We start from the raw sequence: 25,752 nt of genomic DNA on the forward strand, positions 1-25,752 counted from the left end.
TTTTTTGGAATGCTTAATAAAATTATGCCTGGTATATTTTTTTTGAAATTTAAAAGGAGTTTAATTCCAACTTATGAAAAAAGCGCACTTATTACACAATCCAACTGCTGGGGATACTGATTTTTCAAAAAAAGAACTGCTTTCAATCATCAGGAAAGAAGGCTTTGAATGTTCTTATGCATCGGTAAGAAATGAAAAATGGGAAGAATTTTCAGTTGAAACGGATTTTCTGATTATTGCCGGAGGTGACGGTACCGTACGGAGAATTGCAAAAGCTTTATTGAAACGTCCACGTATCGACAAGCAATATCCGCTTGCGCTTTTGCCGCATGGTACAGCCAATAATATTGCATGTACTTTAAGTATTGATGGAAACGTAAAAGACATTGTAAAGACCTGGCATGAAAACAAACTGAAAAAGTTTGATATTGGTAAAATCTATGGCATTGGCGGGCAGGTGTTTTTTCTGGAAGGATTTGGGTGCGGGATATTCCCCCGGCTGATTAAAGTCATGGAAAAGATAGATACAGAAGGCGGCAATGCAGAAGAGAAAATAAAAACTGCCAGATCAGTTTTATATGATATCGTACTTACTTACGAAGCTCAGAATTGTAAAATTATTGCTGACGGTGTAGTTCATTCTGGCAAGTATATCATGGTAGAAGTAATGAACACCTCGTCCATTGGCCCTAACCTGGAACTGGCCAGATCGGCCGACCCGGGTGATGGCGAACTGGACATCGTAATGATACCTGAAAGCCATCAAAAGAAATTTGAATCGTTTCTGCTCAATAAGATTAATGGTGAAGAAGACAATTATGTTTTCACGACCATTAAAGCTAAGAATATTGAGATTGTGTGGGAAGGTAGGGATGTGCATGTAGATGATGAAAAAATCAAATTCTCTGCACCGCTGAATGTTAAAATCGAGATACAACCGGGAATGCTTGAATTTTTAGTCCCGGAGTAGATTGACTGCCATTTGTTCTATTGAAAAATTTCAATTTTTCCATTGCTAATTTTAACTATCTGTCATATCAATAACTATTCGTCCAGGTCAGATAATTTTGTGGGTAGTTATATCGTTTTGAGATTTATTTCATAGCGTTCCCAAAGAGCATTCGGTGATTATACTATGATTGCAAACAATCTTTTCTAGGATTGCAGAACTTCTTTTTTGCAAATACCAAATGCTAATCTGATATTTCAACCGATAACCTCTGGTTATCATTGATAACAAATTGTGATTGGCTTACGAAGATAATGGAGGTTACTTTTGTCACATGGAATTTAACTGAAACACCAGAAAAATTCCAAAAATAACTTTTCCAAAATTCATCATAACTAAGTCATGATCACCACAGATATATGTATTATTGGCGCCGGCCCTGTAGGCCTTTTTGCAGTTTTTGAAGCTGGACTGCTTAAAATGCGCTGTCATTTAATTGACGCTTTGCCACTGGTAGGAGGGCAACTCTCAGAAATATACCCCCAAAAACCCATTTATGATATTCCGGGTGCTCCGGGAATTATTGCAGAAGACCTGGTCAAAAATCTTTTGCTTCAGATAGAAGAATTCAAACCAGGATTCACATTAGGAGAACGTGTTGAATCTCTTGATAAACAGGATGATGGCTCATACATTGTTACTACGAACGAAGCGACTGAAATCCATTGTAAAGTGGTTGTGATAGCAGCTGGACTGGGTAGCTTTGAACCACGCAAACCGGCAGTCGAAAGACTGGAATATTTTGAAGGAAAAGGAGTACACTACATGGTGAAACGTCCTGAGCAGTTCAGAAACAAAAAAATAGTATTGGCTGGTGGCGGAGATTCTGCTTTGGACTGGGCTATTTTCTTATCAGATATTGCTTCCAGGGTAACGCTGGTTCATCGTGGAGAAACTTTCCGGGGAGCTCCTGATTCAGCTGCAAAAGTTTTTGAACTTGCAGAAAGCGGAAAAATTGATCTCATACTGCAATCTCAGGTTAATAGTCTCAATGGTAATGGTGTATTGAAGGAAGTGTCCATTCTGGGAAATGATAAAAGCCTGACAACGATCGAAACCGATGATTTTATTCCTTTATTCGGATTGAGCCCTAAGTTGGGGCCGATTGCGGACTGGAATCTGGGCGTGGAAAAATCTGCGGTAACAGTCAATACTCTTGATTATTCGACGAATGTTGAGCGGATTTATGCCATTGGTGATATCAATACTTATCCGGGAAAGCTGAAATTAATTCTCTGCGGATTTCATGAAGCGGCGATCATGATGCAGAGTGCTTTCAAATATGTATATCCGGAGCAAAAGCTGAGCTTTAAATACACCACTGTCAACGGAATAAACGCTTTTTAATCATGATCAATATAACAGTTGAGGACCGGATTGGCAATCGTCAGGATCTGGATGTTCCCGAAGATGTAGGGTTGAACTTAATGGAAGTTTTAAAAGCCTATGAATATGATATCCAGGCAACATGTGGCGGAATGGGGATATGTGCAACCTGTCATATCGAAGTATTAAAGGGAGCTGAAAACCTGCCCGATTGCAACGACAATGAGTTAGATACTTTGGATACACTTCCCGACGCGGATAATAACAGCAGGCTTGCCTGCCAGATCAGGCCGAATGAAGATATGGAAGGATTGGTCATAAAAATCAAGGCCCTTCAGGAAGTTTAAAGATTATAGAATTTTGGAATAATAATACATAAACCTTCGCTGTGACATATAGCGAAGGTTTTTCTTATTATAACAGAACTGTTCCGCCCAAAGTTTTCATAACATGGGCTTTACTATAGGCGAAACTTTGTTGACCCATAACTGGTGCATTTTACCTGAAAAATGAAGATTATCGTTTGCTATCATAGTCGGATCATTTAATGCCTGCCTGGAAATGGGTGTAATGTCAATAAAATATACTTTCTGGCTGGCACACTCTTTCCTTGCTACATTATTGAAACGGTCAATTTCTTCTGCAATTTTTTGCCTGTTGGAAGGGGCGGCAGTCGGCGTAACACTCCAGTCGGGAATGGATAGTACAAATACTTTTCCCGGATTGCCACCGGCATAAGTTATACTTTTCTTAAGTAATTCGCTGAATTCTTTCTGATACTGTTCTGTACTTAATCCCTGGTACTGATTATTAACACCGATCATTAGTGAAACGAGATCATATTTTTTGGCTGGCGGATTGGCATTCAACGCATTTAGCAGATTTGCGGTTGTCCAGCCCGTTGTAGCTATAATTTCCGGGGAGTGCACAGCCGTCCCATTTTTCTTTAAATCTTTAACCAGCAACACCGGCCATCGCTGATCCACAGTCACATTTTGCCCGATTGTATAGGAATCACCCAGTGCGAGGAACAACAAACCGGTATCGGAGGGGTTTAAATTCTGGTCATTAATTACCGGCTCAGACTTACACGCTCCTAGGAAAAGGAGTGAGGCAATGATCAGCTTAAATAGATTCATGATTTTTCAAGTGTTGAGTATACCTGTGCACCAATTTCTGACACCTTTATTTTAACATATATACCTTTTTTGTATCCGTTTGGATCAATTTTATATTTTATCTGTAAAAAAATAATTTAATTCCTATTACGCCATTACTGCAATCAGTGTAAGCGCTGTACTTGCCAGGTTGTGATCACCGGTTATTTTTATCTGGTCAGTTATTTCGGAAGGTTTGATTGCCTTGGTAAAAAGCTGCCACGCAATATCAGGTTCTATTTCAATTGCTGCACTTATTTGACTGGCAGGTTGAGAAGAAATTTTCCAGTCATTTTCTGTTTTGACAAGAAACCAGGTTCCTCCTATTTCAGAGGTAATATCAAGTTGGATGGTTGTTCCATTTAGTGCAAAAACGTTAAGATAAATGTGAGGAAGCCCTAATAAAAGCGTGCTGATAAATGGGAAAAACAATTCTTTGATCATAATTCCCGGCTTGTTCACCGCTTTCCTGATTTGCTGCTGGTGATGCCATTTTTCAGTATACTCTCTCGCAATGTGAAACCAGTTTTTAGACGTTTTTTCACCAGCCCAGGCAACGGAAAAAATTGCTGTATCATCCGGATTTAAAGTTTGTACGTGCTCAGTGTAAGCTTTGCCCGTACTTTCCAGTAAATCAGTCAATACATTTGGGCTTAGTCTTCTCGCGGCTTTTACCCATTCCGCATTGATTTGATTGAGATAACCGATCAGGTCAGAATAAGAATTGATTTTCACATCAGGAGTTAAGTGAAACTGATCCCGCGAAAAAGAAAGCATTCTGAGGTTTCCATCCAGAAGATGTGCAGCTACATCTTTCACGGTCCACAACCGGGCAACTGTGTGTTTGTTCCAGTCGTCTGTTTCCAGCGATTTTAACAGTTCTATCAGTTTCCCATCCAGAACTGAAAATAGATGCCTGGTTTCTATCATTTTACTTTTGCATAAATTTGGCCAGGTTTTCCATAGCCGTTGCCCTGACTTTGTTTTTAAAAAATGTTGTCCAGCCGATCAGTAAACCTGTAAAGCCAAATGCTTGTTTGGCCCAGATATAAAAAGGAAAGGAATCCGTATGTTTTACAATTTTTCCGTTTTCGATCTCAAATCGTGCATTTATATTATTGGTAACCTTATTGCCGGTTCTTGAAAAGGTGTAAACAGCAGTCCATTCCGCTTTGCCTCCGGCTGCGTCTCCTGATATATTGCCAAAGGTGAGTTTAAGGTCTTTTCCGTTTTTTATCAGCATCTCCCACATTGATCTTACCTGTTTTCCGTCGAGGTTTACAAATGCAGCGTCGCTGAATTTAGCCTGGTCGGCATAACAGTCCTGCATACCTTTATAATCCTTATTTTGAAAGCTGGTATAAAACTTTGTTATTAATTGTTCGTTAGCTGTCATGAGGAAGGAAGATCATGGTTTGTTTTGTACAATAAGTATTGGATTGCATTTTAAAACATTGGTGTAAGTATACAAAATTGGGATGCTAATTTTCATTCGTATTCAAAATACAAATAAAAATTATCATCCGGAAATTATCAAAAAAATGAACTAATGTGTTATAAAACAGTTTCTTATAAGAAATTGGCCAGTATTGTTGAATAAAAATTTAAAAAGTAAATGCATAAGTTTTCTATGAAACTGCCTCATTTTGGTAATTTTGCATAACATTAATTTAATAGTTGAAACAGATTTCTTACATAGACCAGTCTGTTTGACATTATTGGAAAAAAGATAAAAATGACTTATTGTTTAGGAATAAAAGTAAAGGAAGGCCTGGTTGCAATTGCTGACACGCGCATTACCGCCGGGACCAACACCACTGTTAAAAAGAAGATGTACATTACCCAAAAGGACAATTATTCGCTGTTTATCATGACCAGCGGACTTCGTTCAGTGCGTGATAAAGCAGTGCACTATTTTGAAGAATTGCTGAATGATGGTGTCGTTTACAACAAGCTGTATAAAGCAGTTAATGCTTTTGGGGAGCAAATAAAGAAAGTAGCCGAAGAGGACAGGGCATCGCTCGAAAAGGCCGGATTTAAGTTTAATCTCAATACTATAGTAGGAGGGCAGCTAAAGGACGACGAAGACCACAAGTTGTTTTTATTGTATTCCGAGGGCAACTGGGTTGAACTGGACGAAGGCTCACCTTATGTGATCATTGGTAATTCGGGGCAGGGAAAAGCGATATTAAACCGTGTTTTGAATGAAGAATCAACCATGAAACAAGCGCTTAAAGCCGGATTTCTTTCATTCGATTCTACTCGTGTGAGTAACAATGATGTTGAATTCCCGATTGATGTGGTACTCTATAAAAAGAATAGCTTTCAGATCGTGGAGCACCGGTATGAAAAGAAGGACATGGAAATAATATCAGAAGCCTGGGCGGATAAATTAAAGCAGGCGCTTGACGACATTCCGGAAGAATGGATGGATAAGTCCTTTGACAAAATACCTGAAGTGGCTGATAAGGTTTCGGCAGAGAAATAAATTTGGTTTGATATTTAAAAAGCCCGGCCTGCAACCAAGCAAGCCGGGCTTTTTCCTGTCGTAATGTTTTCCCTATTTATATTACTTGTGCCAGCGCACTTGTTTTTATATCAAGACCCTAATTTGATTTTTTGATTTGCCAGGCTTGTAGCCGCTTGATGAAGCACTGCCAACGGGAATCGTTGCAAGTTTGCACCTTCATGTCAATAGGAATGCACTACTGATCCGTTTGGACAAATTCAGAGAACTTCTATAACAGCCGCATAATACAGACATAATGTGTTCAATACTCAACTGAAATTATGAAAATGTCATTGACCTGTTTTTTTTAATGATGAGGTTGGTTTTATCTATGGCTTGAATTTATATTTTGAGAAAAACCTATCTAATAATTCGAAAAGTTTATTTCGAAAAACTATAATAGCGTTAAAGTGTAGGTGCATTGTTTTAGTCACAAAGAGCACTGCTAATTGGCATAAATGCCGATTTAATATGGTTATAAAAGTATTGTTATCAGAATGTTATGAATTAGGAGCATGTTATCACCAGTTACTTACTGTGAAAATTGTATTTGAAATTTTCGTGTAAAGTTTTGTAGAGATATTTTTACAAAACTTTTGCTATTTATGCTAATTATATGTACTATTACACATAGAGAAATTTCTATGTGCAGAAAACTCTAAGAATGCCTTAAAATCCTCTTTTATAAACATCATTACGGAACAATTATGGAAAATAGGCGTGATTTCCTTCGGAAATCGTCGATGGCAGCTTCAATGCTCATGTTCATCCCACGATTTCTGGTACCTGTTAAAAAGCAACTGCTACCTCCCATTCTGTCATCAAAGCGAAAGGCCCTGGATCACATGGTTCAGACTTCCTCAGATGAAAATATGCTTTTCAGCCGATCCTCTCTCGCTTCGTATTATAACTCCAGTGGACTGTTGACTTATAGCGGCGAGAACATGCTCACCTACAGTGAAGACTTTCGCAACGCAAGCTGGGTTACGGCAGGATCCTCACTTACAATTTCTCCTGACATTGTTGCACCAGACGGATCATTTACTACGGGTATTTTACAGGAAGACCTGCAGAAAAGTGAACACCGCATATGCAGAAGCCTTTCCGTTGAACAAGGGACTACATATACAATCAGCCTTTTTCTAAAAGCCGGAACCTGCGCAAAGGTACGTGTGAGTTTTATGAACAAGGCTAGTTACAAAAAAGGAAATCCCAGTTTTATATTTAATCTTTTAGACGGCGCAATCACCTCTCCATCCGTCAACGTTTTGTATTCAACTGTAACGAATGCAGGTGATGGCTGGTGGAGAGTTTCAGTTACCGGTACTCCCGATTTGAAACCGATCTCCGGCTTTCAGATTTTTATGATGACAGATAAGGGAACTATTAATTACAGGGGAAACAACAGAAACATTTACGTATGGGGAGGACAGTTTGAAAGTGGTCTTAAGGTAACATCCTACAATTCTACATCTGATCAGCCAGGTTCTGTCATACGTTACAACTACAACCCGGAGTCAACAGCGCTGATTGGATTTCTGGTTGAGCCAAAGGCTACTAACTTGTTGGTTTATTCCGAAAATCTGGATAATCCCGAGGCCTGGCTCCTGGTAAACACTGTTGCAATAAAAAGTGAGGTTTTTGCTCCTGATGGTGTATCAAAATCTATTAAGTTACTGGAAGACGCATCTTTTAATCTGCATTACATCAGGCCTCTCACTTTACAACAAACGACAATTGGGCAGATTTATAATTTTAGTGTGTTTATCAGGCCAGGTGAGCGGAAATGGGTTTACTTAAGTATCAATGATTCCTCTGTGCATTTTGATTTGAATGAAAGATCGGTCAGCCGAAGTGTTAATCCACTTTTTCTAAATACAGATACAGAATTTGTTGGTAACGGCTGGGTCAGGTGTAGCGCTTCCATTATAGCAAGTGCGAGTGAAATGGAATTTGCAATTGGCGTGGAGCCCGATGATAATGACAGGAATTATGCGGGAAATGAATCATTTGGTATCTACGTTTGGGGTGCACAGTTAGAAACAGGCCTATATGCAAGCAGCTACATACCAACATTGTCCAAAGCCTACGTTCGCAGAGATGAAATTTGTACATTACTTGCACCCGAAACTGCTCAGCCTTATGATATTTTTATACAAAGAAGAAACGGAGGTAGCTGGGCTGACGATATTTCAGATTCCTACCAAATACCTTTTTCAAGATATGAAGTCGAAGGGGCGGGATTCTGGGATCCTGGCACTACGGATGAGGGAAAAGAGCAAATAGCCGAAGAGCTGTATCCGACAGAATTTATAAATGCCGGCTTGACAAAAGATAAGGTAACAGTTTTTGCAAACGATTACCGTATACAAAGTGCCGACCAGCTTTGGTCGATAAATATGGCCATGAATAAATCCTGCCAGCCGCACCGTTTTGAAATAAGGTCCGGTGACCAATGGGCAAGTGATGCTGGAAAGGACAAGGAACGGTCGGAACTCTACATGCTCAATGAACTTCCTTTTGACCAGGACGTATGGCTTTCCTATGCTGTTAAAGTATATCCTGGAGATCCGGTAACCTCGCAGTTTTGTCATATCGGCCAGTTTCATGCTACCGAAGATTCACATGATGCAGCATCTGTCCCCATATTAACTTTCCGGTTCAACGGTGAGGATGATTTATCTGTAACAACCTGTGCAAATGTAGAAGACCCGCTTGTGGTTAATGCAACCGGAGAAGTACGTTATGTTGGAAAACTTACAAGAGGTGTATGGGTTAGAAATGTACTTCGTGTTCGTTTTTCACCTACCAATGCACAGCTGCAATGGTGGGAAAACGGACAGGAAAAACTGAACCTTGCCAATACCGGTATAGGTAATACGGACGAAGTAGGGCCTTATTGGAAATTCGGTATTTACAGGACCCAGTCTGTTGAGACATTAACCGTAGAATATGCCAATATGGAACTCTCGTTGGAATCCCTGCAATCGCGCATTTACAATCCTTTGCTTATTATTTAAGGATTTTCGGAATTTTTCACAGCAACTTATCTGGATTATACATATTCAAATTTCACAATCTTATTCAAAACTCAACCATGATTTTATCATATAAATCAAGCAAAATAATGCCCGGATTTTTATTTTGCATTATTTTGGCGCTTAATCTATTATGCACATTTTCCACTTATGCACAACCTGTTGAATCAAAAAACAACGGTAAAATAGAATTACAGAAAATGATGCGGCGCATTTACATACTGGATAATAAGAAAGGAAAATTCAATAACAAGATCGTTTTCAATTCAAAGGGTGCAATTTCTCTTAGAAGTAATATCAATCAAAAGAATATATTGACAGGACAAAATATAGCCATGAAAAATACTGGTTTTAATGACAGAAACACGTTAATGCGGATAATAGAGCCTGTTCAATTAAAAACACGTGAAAAAGAGAGGATTGCAGAAGTTGATTCCGAAGATGATAAAACAATTAAAGATTTCAGCTTTTTTCCCAATCCAATAGAAAGGACTCAAAAGGAGATCAGTATTAATTTCAACAAATTTGAAAGTGGGAGTGATGTTCAGATGTTGCTCTTTGATGCCTCCGGAAATGTAATGGTAAAGCAAAATCTGAAAGTCATTGCCGGACAAAACCGTGTCACTGTTCCCACTCTGGCTTCTGGTATTTATTATGTCAACATCAATGAGAAAAACAGCAACTATTCAAAAGCGATGTTTGTGAAGTGATGCTTGAAGGAATGATGTATTTTGATTTTGAATCAGGTTCACTGGTGGCGGATAAAATATTGGCGGCCCGCTGCGCCGCAGAATAAGCTTCCAAGGATTTTTCAAAGTGCCGTAGGTACGAAACATTACATACCTACGGCATTGTTATCATGAATTCATTTTTGATTTTTTAACTCACGGCGGAACGTCAATTTCACGTCTCAGTAGTGACTTTTTTAATCACTTAAAGAAGAAACCAGTTTGGTCAAGTCATTTTCCCTCACTCCACACCATACTTATCGAGCAGGTACATCATCGAAGCCATAGACGCAGCGCCCAGTTCCAGTTCGCGTTTACTTATTTTGTCGAAAGTGTCATTAGAAGCGTGATGGTAGTCGAAGTACCTTTGGGAATCAGGTACCAAACCTAATAAAACGGTTCCTTGTGGGCCAAGCGGCCCAATGTCTGCTCCGCCACCACCTGGGCCTATTTCGTGTAAACCATACGGAGCGAACAGATTTGACCAGCTCTTTATTTTAGATTTTTGTGCTGGTGTTCCAATGATTCCAAATCCAAGCGGAATAAAACCACCACGATCAGATTCAATAGCAGCCAGATGTTTTTCATTTTTAGATTTGGCTGAATCTGCATAAGCAATACCGCCTTTGAGTCCGTTTTCCTCATTCATGTACATCACTGCCCGTAGCGTATTGTTCGGTTTGTAACCCAAGACGGACAGTATTCTAACAGCTTCAATGGATTGTACACACCCTGAGCCATCATCATGTGCACCTTGTGCAAAATCCCAGGAGTCCAGGTGTCCGCCGGCAACGATATATTGCGGTGAAGTTTTCGATCCTTTTAATTCCCCGATCACATTATGAGACGGGGCATCAGGAAGCGTTTCGCAGTTTTGTTTAAAATAAAATTCAGTACCCGGTTTTTCTTTAAGCATTTTGCTTAACAGTTCAGCCGCGTTCGTGGAAATAGCAGCGGCCGGGATAATTGGTGCTCCACTGGCATAACGCATACTTCCGGTATGAGCTACATCGTCGAGCCTGGTAGTCAGTGATCGTACAATACAACCTACAGCTCCCATTTGTCCGGCTTCACTTGGCCCGGCTCTGCGTTGATCACCTGCTGCGCCATAAGCCTCGAAAGTACTTAGCTTAGTCGGATCCATCGGCCGGTTGAAGAAGACAATTTTACCTTTTACCTTATCAGCACCTAATGCACGTAATTCCTGAAAGTTTTTCACCTCAATAACCTGCGCTTTAATACCTTCCTTTGGCGTCGCTACCGAACCGCCAAGTGCGGCAATCGGTACATTTATTTTTAGTTTGCCATTCAGGATGTAACCCTGTTCTTTCGCACCTCTAACCCAATGAGGCACCATTACATTTTGGAGAAATACATTATCAAACTTCTGCTCCTTCATCACATCCCGGGTATATTCCACGGCCTTTGCAGCTCCTGGTGAACCACTTAAACGCGAACCGATTTCCGTTGTCAGATGCCGTAAAACCTCGTAACATTTGCCGTCACCCAATGCAGTATTGAAAATTTTACTGATAAAAACAGAGTCGGTCTGGTAATCCGTTTGGGCACGAACTGAATGAGTTAGAAAAGGATAGCACAATAATGAAGCCAGAATGCGTTTTTTCATTTTGTAAAAGGAGTGGGATAAGAATGTAAATTTATATCTGCCTAATTTAAGCAGGTTTTACATTTTTCCCCTGTCTTTTAGCAATAGATAATAGCAAGGCGGGCAATAAAATAAGATTCGTACACATCGCTACCAGCAAAGTGATAGAAACCATAACGCCCATCGCTGCGGTTCCACCAAAACTGGATGCAGCAAAGATGATAAACCCGCAAAAAAGAATTACTGCGGTATATATCATACTTAATCCGGTACCAAATATGGTATTCGTAACTGCCTGGGAAGGGTTCAGTCCTTTTTCATAAATTTCCTGACGATAACGTGTCAGGAAATAAACCGTTCCGTCGGAGGCAATGCCAAAGGTGATACTAAAAATCAGGATAGTTGTAGGTTTAAAGTAAATCCCGAAATAACCCATAATCCCGGCAGTAAGTGCCAATGGGATTAAGCAAGGAAGTTTTGATAACAGAATAATTGGAATAGACCGGAAAAGTACCATACCCACAATGGCAATCAGGCCGATCGCAATCAGCAGACTTTCGTATAGATTGCTCAGTAAATAATCGTTACTCTTCAGGAAGACCAGACTATGGCCGGTAAGGCTTACTTTATATTTTTCAGGACTGAAAATCGAATCCACTTTCGGGCGTATTTTTTGCATCAGTTCTTTAATACGTTCCGAACCGACATCGGCCATCTGAAAACTTACCCTGGTAACGCTTTTATCCTCATTCAAAAATGAATTGATCTGTTTGGCGGCGCCTTGCTTACCTTGAACATAACCTGTCATTTTGGACAATTCCAAAACTCCCGGTAAAGCAAAATATTTCGCATCTCCGCCTCGGTAAGCCTGGTATAAAAACCGTGAAGCCTGTACCACAGAGATCGGTTGAGAGAACTCCGGGAACTTGGCCATTTCATTCTGAAATGATTTTATTTTGTATAAAGTCTGTGCCTCATTTCCAAAAACTCCGTTTTTCTCTTTCGTATCGATCATCACTTCAAAAGGCAAAACGCCATTGAAATTTTTCTCGAAAAAGCGCAGATCCGTGTAAACTACGTCCTTTTTTGGAAGGTCATCCACAACATAACCGATCGTTTTGATTTTCGTCATGCCAAACAGGGAAACAATAATCATGACAACCATGGCCATGTAAATTTCTTTTCGTCGGTTGTGTACCAGATCATTAACGGACCTTAGGAAACCAAATGCCCATTTACCGTCCAGATGTTTCATATGGCGTGCTCTCGGAACGCTCATATAATGCAGTGTAATTGGCAGGAGAAGCATACAAAGCACGTATGTAACCATGACGCTAATGGCCGCAACAATGCCAAATTCAACGAGCAGGCTGCTATTTGTAAAATAGAAGACGCCAAAACCAATAGCTGTAGTAGTATTGGCAAGAAGTGTGGACAGACCAATATGTTTAATCATTTCACGGATCGAGTCATCTTTGGTCCGGTTATCCCTTAATTCAGTTTGGTATTTGTTAATAAGAAAAACGCAATTTGGGACGCCAATCACAATGAGCAGGGGAGGGATCAGGCCGGTAAGTGCCGTAATCTTGTAATCGAATAAATGCAGGATTCCGACTGAAAAAATTACACCGATCAGTACGACTACTATGGATAAAATAGTAAGACGAAACGATCTGAAAAATGCCCAGAGGATCAATAACGTCACAAAGACCGCCAGTCCCATGAACAGCTCCATTTCACCGGAAATCTTTTTCATGTTGATCGTCCGTATATATGGCATTCCGGAGTAGTGCAGATCCGTTTTGTATTTGACCGCAAATTCTTCGGCCATGGCTTCAATATCACTTACAATCGTCAGACGGCGTTTGGAATTAAGTTCTTTATCATTAAAAGTAACCACAATCAATGTGGCGTTACTTTTTGAATTTAGCACCAGGCCTTCATAAATAGGAAGGTTGAGAATTTCCTTTTTCAGGCTATCGGCTTCTTTTTGTGTGGATGGTATTTGGCTAATTACCGGCTTAAAATCAAATTGCCTCAGACTGTCATTCCTTACTGCCTTGTAAACATTAGCAAGTGAGAGCACATTTTTTATACCTGCTGTCTCCTTGATACGCTCTGAAAGTTTGCACCAGTCACGAAATTTATTAATCTCAAAAAGCTGTGGATCCTGCCAGCCGATCACCATTACACTGCCGTCCTCACCAAACAATTTACGAAAATCCTGGTATTCCTTTTCAACCGGATCATTGGATGGAAGTATCCTGGCAAAATTATAGGAGAGTTCAATTTTACTGGCTTCAAAAGCCATAAATACCGTAGTTATTAACACCAATGCAACCCACATAAGCCGGTAGCGGATAATGTAAGTCGCTATTTTATTCCACATATTTTATTCTATTTTTTACAAAAGGCGCAAATATACGCACTGGTTACACAATAAAGGCATTTCAGGTATTTCTATCTGATTTTACTTGCAGTATAGAAGCAACTGTTTTCCGATTGGATCTGGTATATAACGGAGATACGAGATATAACGGAATCTTTGTTGAAAATTACAAACCCATTATTTTTTCGAGATGATGGTACTCAATGCCAAAGTAAGCTTTCGCATCTTTGATTTTTTGTAAAATAGCAGGCTGCTCCTCAGTTAGCTTTTTATTTTTAACACCCACTATCATAACATTTTTGGGTGTATTTACATCTGATACAAACTCGAATACTTTGGTTTTGTAGCCATAATATTCCAGTATCATTGCACGTAAACCATCGGTTACCATCTCTGCCTGTCGTTCCAGAAAAATACCATGCCGGGTGAGAAAATCCACATCATTTGCAGCTTTGTGTTTCTCCATTTCACGCCTGATTTGTTTGTGGCAGCACGGAGCGACAACGATCAGATCTGCGCTGCCATTAATTCCTTTTGAAATTGCATCGTCTATAGCCGTATCACAAGCGTGCAGTGCAATGAGCATATTGGTATCACTGCTATCATAATTCTCGATGGTACCTTCAACAAAATGAAGGTGTTCAAATCCTGATTTTTTGGCAATTGTGTTGCAAAGACTTACCATATCTTCGCGGAATTCGACACCAGTCACTACAGCTTCACGTTTTAAAACATTTTGCAAATAATCGTACAATCCAAAAGTGAGATACCCCTTACCAGAACCCATGTCAACAACTTTTAATTTTTTGTCCTCGGGTATTTCTTTGATCAGCGAACTGAGGATATCAATGTAATGATTGATCTGCCGGTATTTATCCTGAGCATTTTTAAAGACATTTCCCCGTTCGTCAGTAATTTTTAGTTCTGTCAGATATTGTTTTTCTCTTGCAGAAATCGGCCTGTTTTTAACTTTATCGTGTTCAGGTTCGGGAACCTTCTTTGTTATTGCAGGCTGTTTTTTTAAAAGTGTCTTCTGATCATTTATGATCTGTAAATGATAATCCGAAGTAGTAGTAAATAATGTCGCTACCAGAAAACCAGTTGTCAGATTATTAATAATGAGCTCTATGGCTTCTCCCACCGGATAATTTTTAACAATATCCCTGGTTTTGTAACGATAAGTGAAGCTTAATTTTTCCTCCTTTTTGATGAGGATTTTCTTAATGTAAATGTTTTTGAGATATTCTTCGGTGCCTTTATAATTACCTAATGACAAACTCACAAATGTGTTATTAGTTATACAATTTTTTAAGGCAGACTGGAATTCTGTAAGTTGCGGGCTGATGATCATAGTCGTTTATTCTCCTTTTGCTCTAAAAGAACTGTATAAAATGATATACAGTTTAACCGGGAGAGAATTTTTTATTCTTATACTACTTCCGGATAATAACAAAGGTCTGTTAAGCTGTTGTTTTCGGGATTTCAATTTCAATTCTGGTGCCTTTTTCCGGTTCATCGAGGATCTGAATTTTACCGGATAAACTTTCAATACGGTTTTTTACATTGTACAGGCCAATTCCTTGTTTGGATACCTGGTTTATCCCACTTCCATTATCGCTGATGGTGAGGTTTATATTTTTTATACTCTCATTAATATCAATGACCGCTTTTGTAGCACCTGAATGTTTAAGAATGTTATTGGTCAGTTCAAGCACAATACTGTAAAGTTCAAATTCCACTTTTTTGGCGTATCGTTTTTCAAATCCGTTATGGTTAAACGCAAATTCAATATTCTTGTTTTCATTGAGCTTGCCAACCAGACGGCGCAGTGCCGTAACCAGTCCGTGTTCTTCCAATTCGGCCGGCATTAAATTGTGTGACAAACTACGTACCTGCCGGTACGCAGCACCGACCATTTGGTGTACACTGTCATAAATTTTTTGTTCTTCCGGTGATAACCCTTTTTTATCCATGCCATAGAGATACCAGTTCAGCGAAGCCAGGGTACCACCTAAATGATCGTGCAATTCGGCCGCTACTCGTTTGCGTTCAATGGTTTGTCCTTTAATCAAAGCTTCTCTTATTTCTGCATTTTTCTTTCTTAGTTTTTCATTATTGAACCAGAGAAATGCAGCAAATGCGATGATCAGGCTTGAAAATCCAATCAATAATTGTTGAATCCTGCTCTGTTCGTCTATTATTTTTTGTTGGATTGCCGTGCCCATCTGCTGGTTATCATACATGAGCTGGTACATGGTATATTGCCTGCGGATATATCCATCGTGAAGCATACGACGGTTATAAGCAAATTCATCCCCGTAAAAAAGTGCTTTTTTAAGCATATTTTTTTCACGATAAGCACGTGAAAGGGTTTGTAATGCCCAGTTAGTTTGCTGAATAGAATGATACTGTTTTGAGGAATTATAAGCTTTAAGACACATCTCAATGGATTTATCATACTGCTTACTCCAGTAATATGTATTTCCCAGATCATTAAAAATGCTTAATTCACCATAAGGATTTTTGTCTTTCCGATATAATTCCAGTGCTTCAAGGTAAAGTTTTTCTGATACGGAATGGCTTTTTATACGATGGTACAAGTATCCCTTATTTTGCAGGACACTGGCTTTTCCCCTGTCGGAATTAAGTTTTTCGTAGAGAGCGTATGCCTGATCATAATATTTTATCGCAAGGTCATTTTTGTTTTTGTCCCGGTACATATTGCCCATATTTTCCAGACAAATAGCCCTGCCGCTATTGACACCAATTTTTGTGAAAATGGCAAGTGCATTCTGATAATTGATTTGTGCCGAATCCCACTGGCGGTATTCGGTATAACTTTCAGCCATGAACCTTTTTGCATGGGCTGTATAAAAAGGAAGATTAAGTCTCTTTGAAAGTATAACCGTTTCATTTGACAGTTCCCTGAGCACATCGTAACTCCCGTCGAGCAAATAATAGGTGCTCAGTAAGTTATAGGCCAGAATTTTTCCCTTTCCCCATTGATGTTTTTGCGAAAGCTGTAAAACCTTTTTTGCATACATCATGGACTTTTCAGCATTCTGATAAAGATATGCAGTTCCTAACTTGTGATATTTATGTATCAATAAGGTATCCCGGGCAAAACCGGCCTGGTGCTTTTCAACATATTCATCCTCACTTCTGCTGGAAACAGACAAATTCTGGTCAAACGAGGAGCACTGAATTCCGGAAAGAAGAAGCCATAATGAAATTAGTATTCCTAACTTGTATAATATATTCATATCATTTAATTCCGTGACGGATTAGCAGATATGCAAATCTAAGCGAGTGCGAAAAAAGCATGTTATAGCTTTGAGATCTGTTTCTCTAATCTGTCAAAGATAAAAAAATGAATAAGGAAACGAAAGTGTTATTTAATTATTGAATGGCATCATTTTCGAAATTCGAACAAATGCTACTTACTTATAAACTTACTCCCCTGAATAGTAAACCGGTATTGTAAATCCATTCCTACACGAATACCAATTCTTTTGGATGCGGTAATCGCAATATCATTAATTAGTGGTGGGGTAATGTAAAGACTGCTATCGGAAAACGAATGATTGTTATGCAACTCACGTTCAATTCCCATTGCCTGTACAAGTTTTCCAGGTCCGCGACATAATTCGGTGAGGCTTATATCTTTTATTTCTTTGTAAGTTATTTTTCTTTTTTCATGCCTGCGAAGCTGCATTAGTTCGATTCCGGAAGTAGGTTGTAAAGCCCTGATCAGTACAGCTTCTCCGATTCCAACACGATTACTTACTACGTTGACGCACTGATACATACCATAGATCAGATACACATAGATGGTTCCAGGAAGCCCGTACATGGGTTCGGTCCGGACGGTTCGTCTGTTGTAGGCATGACAAGCTGGATCATTGGCAAGGTAAGCCTCCGTTTCAACAATAATCCCGCTGGTAATACCATCGGGACTATCGTGAACCAGTTCGCAACCGAGTAGTTTTTGTGCCAGCGTCAGCGTATCAAACGACTCGTAATATGAAAGAGGAAGCTTATTTTCCGCCATTCAGTTAGATAATATTCATAGTTTGCTCTTTGATCTTTTCCAATTCGTCTTTCATCTGGACAACCAAATGCTGAATAGTGGCATCATTGGCTTTTGATCCAATCGTATTGATTTCACGACCGATTTCCTGTGCAATGAAATTAAGTTTTTTTCCATTGCTTTCTGATGATTCCAGTGTTTCGGTAAAATAGGTCAGGTGGTTTGCCAATCGGATCTTTTCTTCTGAAATATCGAATTTTTCAATATAATAGATCAGTTCCTGCTCAAAACGGTTTGGGTCAAAATTGTCATCCGAAAGTAAATCCCTAACCTGTTTTTCCAAACGTTCCCGCACTGCCGGAATACGTAGTTTGTCCTGTTCTGAAATACTGTCCAGCAAAGAACTGATAGTCCCGATATAATCAACAAACTTGTCGGAAGTCATTTTTCCTTCCTGTCCGCGAAAGACATTACATTTCCTGATCGCTTCCAATACTGCCGTTTTAACCTGTGCCCAGTCATTCTCCCTGCTCGATTCATCTACCGAATCGGTATTATAAGCATTCGGTAATTGTAACGCTACCCGTAGTAATTCTGTGCCGTCAGGACTTAATCCAAGGTCGGTTGCAGTTTGAGATAAGTCAGCGTAATAAGCTTTTACAAGAGCACGGTTTACTGATGTCGATGCTACTGCTTTTCCAACAGGCTGAACCGTAAGTGTAAATTCCACTTTGCCACGTTCGAGCGATTGGGTTAAAAGATTTCTTATCTCAATTTCTCTTTCAGAATAATTTCTTGGAATACGGCAATATATATCTAAGAACTTTGAGTTAAGCGTTTTAATCTCAACTGTTACGTTTATTGATTCAGATTCGATGTTGGATACACCGTACCCGGTCATTGATTTTAGCATGTTGATATTACTGAGTTAAAAGTTTAAGGTTTATAAGTTTAAAGTCTAAAAGCCGGATGCTGATAGCCGGCTGAAATCTAATTAAATCGTTGTTTTCCACCGGATTTGGCAGGATGCTGGCTTTCAGACTGCTGAGGCCTTGATACCAGCGCATTCTTTTCATTTTCGGTATTTTCAATCCTGAACCGCGAAACATCGCAGGCAAGATAAATAGCCTGTAATAATGAACCTGGTGACGCCTCATTTTTTCCTGCAATATTATATGCAGTGCCATGATCCGGTGAGGTTCTTACGATTGGCAAACCTGCGGTGAAATTCACGCCTTCGTTAAAAGCAAGTGTTTTAAAAGGAATTAACCCCTGATCATGATACATGGCCAGGACTGCATCGTATTTTTTATAAGTTCCTGCCGCAAAAAATCCGTCAGCTGGAAAAGGACCGACAACCAAATTTCCTTTTTCTTTGAAATATTTTACAACTGGCTGAATAATATCTATTTCTTCGTTCCCTAAAAGTCCGTTTTCACCTGCGTGCGGATTTAAGCCTAATACGGCTAAACGAGGTTTTTTTATGCCAAAATCGTCTTTAAGCGACTTTAACATTTGTTCAATTTTAGCAGAAAGTTTTTCAGGTGTAATCTGCGATGTTACCTGGTTAAGCGGTATATGACCAGTAAGTACGCCAACGCGTAAATCGCCGGATACCATAAACATGAGCGCATCTTCTACTGCAAATTCACTGGCAAAATACTCTGTGTGGCCAGGAAATTTAAATTCTTCACTTTGAATATTATCCTTATTGATTGGTCCGGTTACAATTGCCGATAATTTGCCAGCTTTAAGATCATCTACGGCGCGTTTTAATGATGATAAAGAACCTTGTCCGGCTTCATTTGTTATTTTTCCGGGTGCAGCTTCTGTCTGGTGATCATGCCAGCAAGTAATCACATTGGTAAGTTTTGGATTGGCTTGCTCCGGTTTCTGGATTCCATGTAATGTCCAATCCTTTATTTCTAATATATTTCTATATTGATTTAATACACGCAAAGAGCCGTAAATAATGGGGGTACATAATTTAGCTAACTGATTTCCTTCTAATGCTTTAAGAATTACTTCCGGTCCAATTCCATTGTAATCTCCTAACGTAATTCCTATAAATGGTTTATTACTAATCTGGTCGCTCATGAACTTAAAATGATATTATAACGATTCTTATATGCAATCTATATTACTTTTGTACAAGTATTCGACTGGCAAGTTACAAAAAATCCCGTGCTCCTATGAAAATCCTGATAGCAGACTCCATGCATTCTTCTCTTTTCAACATGTTGAAAGGTCAGGGATGGGATTATGCTTACCAACCTGACTTCCGCCGTCAGGACATTATTGATGCCTTACCAGACTATGATGGCCTTATTATCAGAAGTAAAACGTATGTAGACCAGGAAGTATTGGCTACGGCAAAAAAGCTAAGATTTATTGCCAGGGCTGGTGCAGGTTTAGACCTCATAGATTTAAATATTGCAAAGGGGCTGAATATTGAAGTTTTTCATGCCGGGGAAGGAAACCGCGATGCAGTGGCGGAGCACGCAGTGGGCATGTTGCTCTGTTTGTTCAATAATATTTTAAAGGCCGATAAGGAAATCCGGAACGGGATTTGGGACCGGGAAGGTAATCGCGGTGTGGAAATTATGAATAAAACGGTAGGCATTATTGGTTACGGCAATAATGGTGGTGCTACTGCACGCAGACTGAGCGGTTTTGGCTGTAAAGTCCTGGCCTTTGACAAATACCGTGATAATTATGGAGATGAATATGCAGAGGAAGCTCCTTTGGAACAAATCATGGAGGAAGCTGATATTCTTAGCCTGCACATTCCACTATCAGAAGATACCCGGTTTCTAATTAATGAGAGTTTTGTTGAGAAATTTTCAAAACCTTTTTATTTATTAAATCTATCCAGAGGAGAAGTTGCACAATTAAATGCAGTTGTGAATGGATTGAAATCAGGTAAGATTAGAGGAGCTTGCCTGGATGTTTTGGAAAATGAAAAAATTAAGAATCTGAGCTCCGGACAGCAGGAAGCATTCGATTATCTGCGCGCCTCAGATAAAGTCATTCTCACACCACATATCGGAGGCTGGACGCATGAAAGTTACTATAGGATTAATGAGGTTTTGGTAAAGCAGATAAAGAACGGGCTGGTAAACGCATAAATGCCAGAATCCTAAAAACTATTTGGCTTCTTCCTTCAATATTACACTAATATTTCCTGTGGATTCCAGATAGCAGGTTTTTACCTTTTTATAATCATCAACGTTATTTTCTCTTAATAGCCCGGTCAGCTCTTCTTCATCTATCAATTCTTTTTCCATATTCTTGAGTATATAACGGCCGTTTCTTATCAAAAGGATAGGTTCCGGTCTGGCCAGTTTACCGAAAAGGATTTTTTTATAACCCATCCAGTCAATCGCATAATCCCAGAATAATAGTGTCATGATTAAAACTGCGCCTTCCGAAATAGAATTGTAGGTACCGGCCATGGCATTTTGGGAGGCATCTGAAATCATCGTGATCAACAACAGGTCACTTATACTAAGCTGTCCGGTTCCGCGACGGAAAAGGCGGAAGCATAAATAAATGATCCAATAGGTAATAGTACCTCTTATGCACACTTCCAGCAACGACTGACTGGGAATGAGCATTCCTTCCCAATCCAGGCTTATAATTTTATCCATCATAGCGATTTTGAAATAAGTACAAAGCTATATAAACAAATATGCCGACCAAAGGTCGGCACGTTTGCATCTATTAGCCATGAAAAATAAAATACTCTATTATTTACCAATCGTACCACGAAGTGCACGTGGAATTTCAATTGATGCAATTGGGTTACTTGCCGCTGTCAATATAACATAATTTTCAGCTTTTACCGCACCTACTTTAACGGATTTTCCTAAATCCAAATTTGTAACATCTACTTCTACATAGTCAGGAATATTTTCAGCCAGACCTTGTAAGCGCAATTTACGTAATTTTTGGTTCATTTTACCACCACTCATTACGCCAACAGACGTACCAGTTAATTTTACCGGCACTTCAACTTTAATTTCCTTACCGTCAATGATTTGCAAAAAATCCGCGTGGATCAGCGCGTCATTAACCGGGTGAAATTGTTTTTCCTGCAAAATGGCATTATAAATAGTGCCTTCAATATTCAAGGTAACATTATATATATCCGGTGTAAAAAGCAATTCACGGAATAACATAGCAGGCGAATAAAAATGTACTTGCTCGCTACCACCGTACAGCACAGACGGAACATAACCTTGTGAACGAAGTTCCATGGCTTCCGACTTGCCGAGATTCGCTCTTTTAAACCCTACAATCTCATGCGTTTTCATAAGAATAATTTATTAAAAAGTTAAAAAAAATTAAAATTTACTTATAATTTATAAATAATGAACTAATAGACTCGTGATCGCGGATCCGGCCAATTGCTTTTGCAAATATCTCTGCAACTGACAGTACGCGGATTTTATCATTCTGTTGCTTCAATGGAATTGTATCTGTAATAATTAATTCTTCCAAAACAGAATTTGCAATATTTTCATGGGCTTTGCCCGACATGATAGCATGTGTACTGATCGCCCTTACAGAATTGGCACCCTTTTCCAAAATCAGTTCAGCCGCTTTGCATAGTGTACCACCTGTATCAATAAGGTCATCCACCAGTACCACATCCATTCCTTCCACTTCACCGATTACCTGCATGCTGGCAATTTCATTAGCTCTTTTCCGGTGTTTATCGCACAGGATCATATCCACATTCAGGAACTTAGCAAAATTTCGTGCCCGTGCTGCACCGCCCATATCAGGAGAAGCAATCAGCAGATTTTTAAGGCCTAAGGATTTGATGTAAGGAACAAAAATAGAAGTTCCTTCCAGGTGGTCTACTGGTAAATCAAAAAAGCCCTGGATTTGTCCTGCATGTAAATCAATTGTCATCAGGCGGTCAACACCAACTGAGGTAAGCAGATTTGCCACAACTTTCGCTGCAATGGCTACACGTGGCTTGTCTTTCCTGTCCTGACGTGCATAACCAAAATAAGGAATGACCACAGTAACATAATGGGCAGAAGCACGGCGTGCAGCATCTACCATCAAAAGCAGTTCAAATAAATTATCTGCGGGAGGAAAAGTTGACTGGATTAAAAAAACGTCACAACCTCTAACCGATTCTTCAAAGCTCGGTGACAATTCGCCGTCACTGAATTTTCTCAATGTGTACCCGCCCAGTTCCTTGCCAAAATATCTTGCAATATCCTTCGCGAGGTATTCTGACTGGCTTCCTGAAAATATTTTTACTGTATTAAATGAGCCCATGGCTAACTAAAAATTTGCGCAAAATTAAATAAAAATCGGTTAATTACCGAAATACTTAGCTAAAAAAATGAAATACAGCCGGATACATAACCATGCCACCAAAATTCCGATCAGTGCTCCGACCAGAATATCCCCAGGATAATGCACACCTGCATACACTCTGCTGTAAGAATAAAGTGCCGCCCAAACGAGCAAGAGCCACATATAACTCACTTTATCTTTCAGCAATGCAAACCATACACCAGCCACAGCAAAACTGGTACTGGCATGCGAAGAAGCAAATCCGAACTGGCCACCACAGCCTGTTATTTCATGAACCATTCCAGCCAGATCCGGCTCGTGACAAGGACGAAACCTGTGAAAATAGGGCTTCATGATCCCTGAAGTAATCTGATCAGCAAGTGCAACAGCCAAAATAACAGCAACAAAAATGCCAATGGATTTCTTTCCTTCGACTTTTATGGTAATCATAGCCAGAGCCAGATACATAGGAATCCAGGTGAATTTGAATGTGATCCAATACATCAGCGTATCAGCCCACGGAGCATGCTGGCCATTTAATGCAAGAAGTAACTCCTGGTCGTAGTGAATTAGTGAGTCAATTGCTGGTGTCATGAGCTGAAACCTAGAACTTTTCGTACTTTTCTAATGGTTTGTTGTGCGATGTTACGTGCTTTTTCTTCACCTTCTGTCAGGATATTTTCCAGTTCAGCCGTGTTTTCCATATAATAATTAAAAATCCGCCTCGGTTCTGCAAACTTTTCAAGTATACATTCGTACAAAGCCTGTTTGGCATGGCCATAACCATAACCGCCACTTATATAATTCTGGCGCATTGTTTCAATATCCGTTTCAGATGCAAGCAACGAATATAATTTGAAGGTTATATCGATATCAGGATCTTTGGAATCTTCCAGAGCAGTGGAAGCTGACAGGATTTTCCTGGTTACTTTTTTTAGTTCGTTTTCGGGAAGGAAGATATCAATATAATTATGATAAGATTTGCTCATTTTCTGGCCGTCAATACCGGGAATGGTCATTATATGTTCATCGATCTGCGGTTCCGGCAACACCAGTACGTCTTCTCCTGCAAGCTGGTTGAAACGGCTGGCAATATCTTTGGTCATTTCCAGGTGTTGTTTCTGATCCTTTCCAACAGGAATAATATTGGCATCATAAAGCAGAATATCAGCCGCCTGTAAAACCGGATAAGTAAAAAGCCCGGCATTCACATCAGCCAGTTTTTCCGATTTTTCCTTAAATGATGTTGCATTGGCAAGCATAGGAAAAGGTGTAAAACAACTCAGGTACCAAGCCAGCTCAGCATGTTCCTGAACCCTTGACTGGCGCCAGAAAACATTACTTTGATGGTCAAATCCCATTGCCAGATATGCAGCCGCAATAGCCCGTACATATTCACTCCTGTCAGGCCCGCTTTTTAAAGAAACAAGTGAATGCAGATCAGCAATGAAAAAAAATGATTCGTTTTGTGGATTTTTTGAAAGTTCAATAGCAGGCAGGATTGCTCCTAAAATATTTCCTAAATGCGGTCGTCCGCTGCTTTGAATTCCGGTAAGGATTCTGGCCATTTAATTATATATGCTTATAAAAATATTATTTGAGCTGGTGTAAATTATTTTGACACAAAGTCAGGAAGACACAAAATAAAAAGACTGAGAATTTTTCAATTAGTGTCTTAGTACCTTTGTGGCTATTTGTAATTTTTTAATTTATGTAAATCTGCTGTATCTTTTCCTGAATTGCTTTCATTTTTTACCCTTTTCGTTTGACAAAAATTGAACGTTCATGACTTTTAATGGATTATCAGTTTTAAAGAAATATCCGAACTCTGAATTGCCAAAATTCGTTAAATTGAATCAGAATAACGTATTAAATTTAATTTTTATACTGCTTAATATTTGGAATGGAATTAAAAACACTTGAATTTCTTCGTCAGCTGGTTGAAAACAATAATCGGGAATGGTTTCAGGAAAACAGAAAAAAATATGATGATGCAAAAGCGGATCTGGCAGATTTAGTGGAGTATCTGATTGCGGAAGTTGGTAAGTTTCAGGACTTGGGAAATTTGCAGGTGAAAGAATGCATTTTCAGGATAAACAGGGACATTCGTTTTTCAAAAAATAAAACACCTTATAAAAGTAATCTGAGTGCCGGAATTGGTCCGGGTGGGAGAGGTGCCGGTAAAATTGATTACTATCTGCACATACAGCCTGGTGACCAGTCGTTTTTAGGTGGTGGGATGTGGGATGCCACTTCCGATCAACTGGCCAGGTTCAGGCAGGAGGTAGATTATAATGCAGATGAGCTCAAAAAGATTATTGAAGACAAAACGTTTCGCGCATTTTATCCGAATATATCTGGCGAATCTCTCAAAACAATGCCTAAAGGTTACCCCAAAGATCACCCCGAAATTGAGTTGTTGAAAAGGAAACAGCTTTTCTTTGATCATCGGTTTACCGATAAAGAAGTGACTTCCAAAGATTTTGGTGAAAAGGTTGTAAAAGGTATCGCATTGCTGAAACCTTATATCGATTATATGAATTATGTATTATATGAACAGCCCCGGATTTGACAACTTCTCCATTAAGATTTGACAATTTTTTAAAATTTGTCAAATCTGGGCAAGCAAAACAGCATCAAT

General features: G+C 39.4%; 23 protein-coding genes. 8 read left to right on the forward strand and 15 right to left on the reverse strand.

The window, feature by feature from the left end; all coding sequences use genetic code 11:
* Window positions 1–73 precede the first annotated feature (73 nt).
* The 3 genes from KZC02_RS28330 to KZC02_RS28340 all read left to right on the forward strand — a co-directional run bounded on the left by KZC02_RS28330 (window position 74) and on the right by KZC02_RS28340 (window position 2,682).
* Window positions 74–970 carry a diacylglycerol kinase family protein gene (locus tag KZC02_RS28330; protein ID WP_221391746.1) on the forward strand — a complete coding sequence of 299 codons (897 nt, stop codon included), beginning with the start codon at window positions 74–76 and terminating at the stop codon, window positions 968–970.
* Between the two features lie 381 nt (window positions 971–1,351).
* Window positions 1,352–2,356 (forward strand): NAD(P)/FAD-dependent oxidoreductase, encoded by a 1,005-nt coding sequence (locus KZC02_RS28335; protein ID WP_221391747.1) that lies wholly within the window; start codon window positions 1,352–1,354, stop codon window positions 2,354–2,356.
* A gap of 2 nt (window positions 2,357–2,358) precedes the next feature.
* Complete coding sequence (locus tag KZC02_RS28340) at window positions 2,359–2,682, forward strand: 2Fe-2S iron-sulfur cluster-binding protein (RefSeq protein ID WP_221391748.1); 324 nt, start codon at window positions 2,359–2,361, stop codon at window positions 2,680–2,682.
* Between the two features lie 96 nt (window positions 2,683–2,778).
* On the opposite strand, the gene KZC02_RS28345 is transcribed toward KZC02_RS28340, so the two are convergent.
* From KZC02_RS28345 to KZC02_RS28355, 3 genes are all read right to left on the reverse strand, one after another.
* Window positions 2,779–3,474, reverse strand: a complete 696-nt coding sequence (locus tag KZC02_RS28345; RefSeq protein ID WP_221391749.1) for an SGNH/GDSL hydrolase family protein — start codon at window positions 3,472–3,474, stop codon at window positions 2,779–2,781.
* Window positions 3,475–3,600: 126 nt separating this feature from the next.
* A complete protein-coding gene (locus tag KZC02_RS28350) occupies window positions 3,601–4,422 on the reverse strand; it encodes a maleylpyruvate isomerase N-terminal domain-containing protein (protein WP_221391750.1) in 822 nt (273 codons plus the stop codon).
* A 1-nt stretch (window position 4,423) separates the two neighbouring features.
* Window positions 4,424–4,888 carry a nuclear transport factor 2 family protein gene (locus tag KZC02_RS28355; protein ID WP_221391751.1) on the reverse strand — a complete coding sequence of 155 codons (465 nt, stop codon included), beginning with the start codon at window positions 4,886–4,888 and terminating at the stop codon, window positions 4,424–4,426.
* 339 nt (window positions 4,889–5,227) lie between these two features.
* Here KZC02_RS28355 and KZC02_RS28360 point away from each other — a divergent pair, with 339 nt between their 5' ends.
* The 3 genes from KZC02_RS28360 to KZC02_RS28370 all read left to right on the forward strand — a co-directional run bounded on the left by KZC02_RS28360 (window position 5,228) and on the right by KZC02_RS28370 (window position 9,749).
* Window positions 5,228–5,980, forward strand: a complete 753-nt coding sequence (locus tag KZC02_RS28360) for a peptidase (RefSeq protein ID WP_221391752.1) — start codon at window positions 5,228–5,230, stop codon at window positions 5,978–5,980.
* Between the two features lie 728 nt (window positions 5,981–6,708).
* Window positions 6,709–9,021: a heparin lyase I family protein gene (locus KZC02_RS28365; RefSeq protein ID WP_221391753.1), complete on the forward strand. Its 2,313-nt coding sequence runs from the start codon at window positions 6,709–6,711 to the stop codon at window positions 9,019–9,021.
* A gap of 107 nt (window positions 9,022–9,128) precedes the next feature.
* Window positions 9,129–9,749, forward strand: a complete 621-nt coding sequence (locus KZC02_RS28370; protein WP_221391754.1) for a T9SS type A sorting domain-containing protein — start codon at window positions 9,129–9,131, stop codon at window positions 9,747–9,749.
* 259 nt (window positions 9,750–10,008) lie between these two features.
* Here the strand turns inward: KZC02_RS28370 and KZC02_RS28375 are convergent, their stop codons facing one another.
* From KZC02_RS28375 to pdxA, 7 genes are all read right to left on the reverse strand, one after another.
* Window positions 10,009–11,394: a M28 family peptidase gene (locus KZC02_RS28375; RefSeq protein ID WP_221391755.1), complete on the reverse strand. Its 1,386-nt coding sequence runs from the start codon at window positions 11,392–11,394 to the stop codon at window positions 10,009–10,011.
* Window positions 11,395–11,440: 46 nt separating this feature from the next.
* On the reverse strand, window positions 11,441–13,762 hold the full coding sequence (locus KZC02_RS28380) for an RND family transporter (RefSeq protein WP_221391756.1): 2,322 nt from the start codon (window positions 13,760–13,762) through the stop codon (window positions 11,441–11,443).
* A 166-nt stretch (window positions 13,763–13,928) separates the two neighbouring features.
* Window positions 13,929–15,044, reverse strand: coding sequence for an SAM-dependent methyltransferase (locus KZC02_RS28385; protein WP_229253857.1), 1,116 nt, complete (start codon window positions 15,042–15,044; stop codon window positions 13,929–13,931).
* 178 nt (window positions 15,045–15,222) lie between these two features.
* Entirely contained in the window at window positions 15,223–17,025 is a 1,803-nt protein-coding gene (locus tag KZC02_RS28390; RefSeq protein ID WP_221391758.1) for a sensor histidine kinase, read from the reverse strand.
* 173 nt (window positions 17,026–17,198) lie between these two features.
* Window positions 17,199–17,813 (reverse strand): DNA-3-methyladenine glycosylase, encoded by a 615-nt coding sequence (locus KZC02_RS28395; protein ID WP_221391759.1) that lies wholly within the window; start codon window positions 17,811–17,813, stop codon window positions 17,199–17,201.
* A 4-nt stretch (window positions 17,814–17,817) separates the two neighbouring features.
* Window positions 17,818–18,705: a YicC/YloC family endoribonuclease gene (locus tag KZC02_RS28400; RefSeq protein ID WP_221391760.1), complete on the reverse strand. Its 888-nt coding sequence runs from the start codon at window positions 18,703–18,705 to the stop codon at window positions 17,818–17,820.
* Between the two features lie 77 nt (window positions 18,706–18,782).
* Entirely contained in the window at window positions 18,783–19,889 is a 1,107-nt protein-coding gene (pdxA, locus tag KZC02_RS28405; RefSeq protein ID WP_221391761.1) for a 4-hydroxythreonine-4-phosphate dehydrogenase PdxA, read from the reverse strand.
* Between the two features lie 95 nt (window positions 19,890–19,984).
* Here pdxA and KZC02_RS28410 point away from each other — a divergent pair, with 95 nt between their 5' ends.
* Window positions 19,985–20,920: an NAD(P)-dependent oxidoreductase gene (locus tag KZC02_RS28410; RefSeq protein ID WP_221391762.1), complete on the forward strand. Its 936-nt coding sequence runs from the start codon at window positions 19,985–19,987 to the stop codon at window positions 20,918–20,920.
* An 18-nt stretch (window positions 20,921–20,938) separates the two neighbouring features.
* On the opposite strand, the gene KZC02_RS28415 is transcribed toward KZC02_RS28410, so the two are convergent.
* The 5 genes from KZC02_RS28415 to trpS form a co-directional block, all read right to left on the reverse strand.
* Window positions 20,939–21,445, reverse strand: coding sequence for a DUF421 domain-containing protein (locus KZC02_RS28415; protein ID WP_229253858.1), 507 nt, complete (start codon window positions 21,443–21,445; stop codon window positions 20,939–20,941).
* 96 nt (window positions 21,446–21,541) lie between these two features.
* A complete protein-coding gene (locus KZC02_RS28420) occupies window positions 21,542–22,108 on the reverse strand; it encodes a 50S ribosomal protein L25/general stress protein Ctc (protein WP_221391763.1) in 567 nt (188 codons plus the stop codon).
* A gap of 37 nt (window positions 22,109–22,145) precedes the next feature.
* Window positions 22,146–23,090 (reverse strand): ribose-phosphate pyrophosphokinase, encoded by a 945-nt coding sequence (locus KZC02_RS28425; protein ID WP_221391764.1) that lies wholly within the window; start codon window positions 23,088–23,090, stop codon window positions 22,146–22,148.
* A 39-nt stretch (window positions 23,091–23,129) separates the two neighbouring features.
* Complete coding sequence (locus KZC02_RS28430) at window positions 23,130–23,705, reverse strand: phosphatase PAP2 family protein (RefSeq protein WP_221391765.1); 576 nt, start codon at window positions 23,703–23,705, stop codon at window positions 23,130–23,132.
* The gene (gene trpS, locus KZC02_RS28435; protein WP_221391766.1) at window positions 23,702–24,679 is read right to left on the reverse strand and encodes a tryptophan--tRNA ligase; all 978 of its coding nucleotides are present in this window, start codon (window positions 24,677–24,679) and stop codon (window positions 23,702–23,704) included. Before trpS ends, KZC02_RS28430 begins: the two co-directional genes overlap by 4 nt.
* Before the next feature lie 335 nt (window positions 24,680–25,014).
* Here trpS and KZC02_RS28440 point away from each other — a divergent pair, with 335 nt between their 5' ends.
* Window positions 25,015–25,683, forward strand: a complete 669-nt coding sequence (locus tag KZC02_RS28440; protein ID WP_221391767.1) for a DUF2461 domain-containing protein — start codon at window positions 25,015–25,017, stop codon at window positions 25,681–25,683.
* The last annotated feature ends 69 nt before the right edge of the window (window positions 25,684–25,752 follow it).

It is taken from the genome of Dyadobacter sp. NIV53 (genome assembly GCF_019711195.1).
Lineage (GTDB): Bacteria > Bacteroidota > Bacteroidia > Cytophagales > Spirosomataceae > Dyadobacter.